General features: G+C 44.9%; 5 protein-coding genes. 3 read left to right on the top strand and 2 right to left on the bottom strand.

Features of this window, described 5'->3' with window-relative positions:
* On the top strand, nt 1–230 hold a 230-nt coding region (locus tag IM479_RS11870), incomplete at its 5' end, for a zinc ribbon domain-containing protein (protein WP_287687821.1).
* Nucleotides 231–473: 243 nt separating this feature from the next.
* Here IM479_RS11870 and IM479_RS11865 read toward each other — a convergent pair.
* Nucleotides 474–1,238, bottom strand: a complete 765-nt coding sequence (locus IM479_RS11865; RefSeq protein WP_287687823.1) for a hypothetical protein — start codon at nt 1,236–1,238, stop codon at nt 474–476.
* A gap of 331 nt (nt 1,239–1,569) precedes the next feature.
* Nucleotides 1,570–2,310 (bottom strand): creatininase family protein, encoded by a 741-nt coding sequence (locus tag IM479_RS11855; RefSeq protein ID WP_286824513.1) that lies wholly within the window; start codon nt 2,308–2,310, stop codon nt 1,570–1,572.
* Nucleotides 2,311–2,384: 74 nt separating this feature from the next.
* Between IM479_RS11855 and IM479_RS11850 the strand changes: the two genes are divergently transcribed.
* Both IM479_RS11850 and IM479_RS11845 read left to right on the top strand, forming a co-directional pair.
* On the top strand, nt 2,385–3,137 hold the full coding sequence (locus IM479_RS11850; RefSeq protein WP_287076207.1) for a response regulator transcription factor: 753 nt from the start codon (nt 2,385–2,387) through the stop codon (nt 3,135–3,137).
* Nucleotides 3,138–3,184: 47 nt separating this feature from the next.
* Nucleotides 3,185–4,477, top strand: a complete 1,293-nt coding sequence (locus IM479_RS11845) for a sensor histidine kinase (protein WP_287687826.1) — start codon at nt 3,185–3,187, stop codon at nt 4,475–4,477.
* The last annotated feature ends 274 nt before the right edge of the window (nt 4,478–4,751 follow it).

The raw sequence follows: 4,751 nt of genomic DNA, 5'->3' as shown, positions 1-4,751 counted from the left end.
GCGGGAATATCGGCGGGAAAAAGGCGTTAAATATCCGTGAGTGGGAATGTCTTTTCTGTGGAACTTTTCATGATCGAGATGTAAACGCTGCGGTAAATATCAAGGTCGCCGGAGGACATTCGGAGACTTTAAACGGACGTAGAGGAAAGCGTAAGACTACCGCTAAGGTAGCAGCATCCCGTGAAGCGTCAACCCCATTCAGCGACCATTCTAAAAAGGTGGCGTGGTGAGGAATCGCCGTCCGTTTTACGGCGGCGAGGATGTCAACGGCAGTAATATATCTCTTGCAGAAATCAAAAATCTTCCAAAAGAAAAGAGACAACTTCCTATCCATAAAACCTAAGATTATGTCAAATTTATCTGAGTTCTTAGATATTTTGACCTGATAGCGGTTCGAGAACTTACTTTTGCAGGAGGTCTAAAGATTTTTCTGACTGATTACTGATTGCTGATGACTGATGACTGATGACTGATTACAGTCCACCTTGGGGTCCTAGGGGCAGATTGATATTAGAGGGGAAAACCGGGAGTTGTCTTTCCAGAAAGCGTTGAGTGACTAATTCTCGGAAAATCTCTAGATCTTTTTGCCATTGTCCCAGATATTGTTTGAGCAGATTTAATCGATCGCCGCCCTCGGCCAGATTATAGTTAAAGTTACCAGCAAATAATAGCACCGCTAAGGTTTTCCCATCGGGTAATTGCAATTTTGCCTCGTTAATCGCCACGGATAGCTGAGAGGTTTCTAACTGATAAAGTAGATTGATGCCGGCTTGTAGAGGGGCTGTACCGAAATTGTGCCAGGGACCGGGGGCGAGAAGAGTTTCGGTGATATATTTTTTAGCGGCATCGGGGCTACTAGGGAGAGGAACAATGCTTTTCGGGGCGATACTCAGGGCTTGATATTCGGCTAAAGGGAGTTTATCTAGATATAAACCAACAATTTCTGGCAGTTTCAGGTTCAGGCTATCGGGAGAGTTAATTATCTCCACAAAGGTAATTGTCCGGGGTTGGGCGACGATGCTGATACCATTTTGAAAACTAACTTGAGCGTAATTAGGATTGAGTACCGGCTGGCCATTTAATTCCCAGTCGGGGGGAACTATTCCCGAATATTTGAGGAAATCAACCGTTAGCATGGCAGGATTGAGGCTTTTGGCTGTAATTGCGATGGAAAGTTCTTGTATTTCCCGCAAACTAGCCAGAGGTTGATTGGAGTTATTGTCAGTGGTGGCAATCATCAATTTTCTCCTTGGATATTTAAGTTTTGTCTCTAGGGTGACAGTTAAATTATTCCGGGTCTCGGTGGCCTAGTCACTAATCAACTTAGACACAGGACAAGAGAGCCATTCTAGATAGGGTTTGCGGCAAAAAGTTTTTCGGTGGGGGTTGGGGGTTGGGGGTTGGGGGTTGGGGGTTGGGGGATGGGGGATGGGTTTTACCGATTTTCAGGTGGTCAACTACCTAATTTTCAGGGAAAAAGTCCCTGAATTTTCCCCCCGACCACTCCCATATCTGGCACTTTTTGAGGGGAAAAAAGTCTAAAAGTCTTCTACAACAAGGTTTTTAGATTTATTCAGCAAACCCTAGATAAGTATTACTCAATTCTTTCACGGCTAATTCATAGAACCTCTGACCGTGTTCGGGAGTGGCTAAAGCAGGATTGGAACCCATACGACCATCGGGGTAGTTTTGGCGAAAATTAGCCGCACCGTAAATACCATGACCAGAAGCCACTTTTTCGGATAAAAAGGCGTTTTTAAGACTCTCAGGGTAAAGATACTGAGTTAACGCCACTTCGCTTGGTGTAGCGTGGGAACCCTCCTGATCTCCATACAATTCTTTGGCTAAAAGATAAACTTCTCGCACCATAAACCAATTGGCCACTTGACATTTAACCTCGTTTGTGTTAGGTAAATTAAGGGAATCCAAATGATAATAGGTTTCCGCAAAAGCGGCTTTTAGGGTAGCAATATTACCCCCGTGACCATTAATAAAGAAAAATTGACGAAAACCGGCTCTAGCTAAACAAGTTACATAGTCGAGGATTACTTGAATCAAAGTGCTAGGACGAAGGCTAATTGTACCGGGGAAAGCCGTATGATGTAGGGCCATACCAACATTTAAGGTCGGTGCTACCATTGCTTGTACCTGTTTCCCCACTCCTTTAGCGATCGCCTCCGCACATAGAGCATCTGTACCAATCAGTCCCGTCGGCCCGTGTTGTTCCGTGGAACCGATAGGAATAATAATTCCCTGAGATTGTTCTAGATAGGATTCCACCTCTAACCATGTAGATAACTGTAATAACATTCGGCTCCAGCCTTCCAAGACGAGTGCAGGTTGACAAATTGAGATAAAATTAGGACGAATAATCAAGTATTTTTATGTTAACCCTTGACAACCCCCCCTTGTCGGCGAGTACGAATTTCGTTCCCAATCATCGGATTTTAATCGTGGAAGATGAAGAAGTGATTCGGGATATGATTATTTTGGCTTTGGAAGAAGAAGGTTACGAGGCGCTCGGTGTTAGTGATGGTCGCGCTGCCCTAGAACTACTGCAAAGTCAAGAATCTAATCACGGTGAGTCTCGTTTTGATTTGGTCGTTTTGGATTTAATGTTACCGCAAATCAACGGTCTTGATATCTGTCGTCTGTTGCGCTATCACGGCAATATTATCCCGATTTTAATCTTAAGTGCTAAGGCCAGCGAAACCGATCGAGTTTTGGGTTTAGAAGTGGGTGCCGATGATTATCTGACTAAACCCTTTAGTATGCGCGAATTAGTCGCTCGTTGTCGCGCTCTCATTCGTCGTCAAGGATTTACTTCTCTAGCTGCCGCTCCCGTGCGAAAATTCCGCGATGTTCTTCTCTATACCCAGGAATGTCGGGTGACGGTGCGAGATGAAGAAATTAACCTTTCTCCTAAAGAATTCCGTCTCCTCGACCTATTTATGAGTTATCCGCGCCGAGTTTGGTCAAGAGATCAATTAATTGAACAAATTTGGGGACCGGATTTTTTAGGAGACACCAAAACCGTCGATGTTCACATTCGCTGGTTACGGGAAAAACTGGAAATCGATCCCAGTCAACCAGAATACCTGATTACTGTACGCGGTTTCGGTTATCGTTTTGGCTAGGTGAGCGATTATATTTTCAAGTTTAGCGATCGCCGCTTGCTGGGATAATGACTATTTTCGCTTTTATTTTCGGAGTAGTTTTAGGTTTGAGTATTTGTTACTGGCAAGTCTCACGCTTAAATAGAGAGTTAAAGCGAACCCTGAGCGCTCTCTCGGATTCGGTGGATTTGTCGGCCTCTTTTCCCGTTACCTCCCTGGTGCGTCGAGAATTACAGTTTCTCTCCCAAAGTCTGCAAGAGCGAGAAAAGAGCTTAGAAATTCAGAAATCCTTGCTAGAACGAGCGCCGATCGCCTATCTTCATATAGATGCCGATAATCGACTGCTCTGGTGCAATCAACAGGCAATTACCCTCTTAAAACTCGATCGCTGGCAACCGGAGCAAGTGCGTCTGCTGCTGGAATTAGTGCGCTCCTACGAATTAGATCAATTAATTCAAGAAACTCGCCAAAAACAGAGTCCACAGGTGCAAACTTGGACTTTTTACCCGACTAATTATCCTGTCACCCCCATTAGCGATCGCCAAGTGATTGCTCCTAAATCGATTGCCTTGAAGGGTTACGGTTATCCCTTGCCAGAAGGTGAAATCGCTGTATTTATCGAAAATAGACAGCCTTTAGTGGAATTATCGCAAAATCGCGAGCGAGCTTTCTCTGACTTAACTCACGAGTTACGCACTCCCTTAACCTCCATTTCTCTCCTTACCGAAGCTTTACAGAAACGCCTCCAAGCTCCCGAAAGACGCTGGTTAGAACAAATGGGGAAAGAAGTGGAGCGTTTGAGCCAATTAGTGTGCGATTGGCTAGAAATCAGTCAATTACAAGCGGATGCGGGGCGATATTTACAATACCAGATGATTAATCTACAGGAGCTAATCACCACCGCTTGGCAGACTGTCACCCCTTTAGCGGACCAAAAACAGATTAGCTTAGATTATTCCTCTCCGGTGGATTGGACGCTGGAAGTTGATCACTCTCGTCTGCTGCAAGTTTTCCTGAATCTCTTTGATAATGCCATTAAGTATAGTCCCGATCAGGGGAAAATACGCCTAGAAATTGAGGAAATATCCGATACTATCGGGAAAAAATGGCTAAAAATTGACGTTATCGACAACGGGAAGGGATTTAATGAAGCGGATCTACCCTACGTTTTTGATCGCCTCTTTCGCGGTGATCCTTCCCGCACCCGTCAAAAACAAGGCACAAAGGATTATAGTACCGGTTTAGGTTTATCGATTGCTAAAGAGATTATTCAAGCCCATGGCGGTTCGATCGTCGCTCAAAATGATCCTAACACCGGTGGCGCTCGCCTACAAGTCACTCTCCCCCGTCAAAAAAATTAGGTGAGGTGATGGGTGTGGGGGTGTTGGGGTTTTAGGGTTTTAGGGTTTTAGGGTGTTGGGGTTTTAGGGTGTTGGGGTTTTAGGGTTTTAGGGTTTTAGGGTTTTAGGGTTTTAGGGTGTTGGGGTTTTAGGGTTTTAGGGTTTTAGGGTGTTGGGGTTTTAGGGTGTTGGGGTTTTAGGGTTTTAGGGTTTTAGGGTTTTAGTTGAATTCCCCCATTTCCCCATTTCCCCATTTCCCCATTTCCCCATTTCCCCATTTCCCCATTTCCCCATT

The sequence above is a fragment of the Microcystis sp. M165S2 genome (assembly GCF_020245885.1).
Classification (GTDB): Bacteria; Cyanobacteriota; Cyanobacteriia; order Cyanobacteriales; family Microcystaceae; genus Microcystis.
The sequence above is the reverse complement of the archived record's forward strand: the minus strand, read 5'-3'. Positions and strand labels throughout refer to the sequence as shown.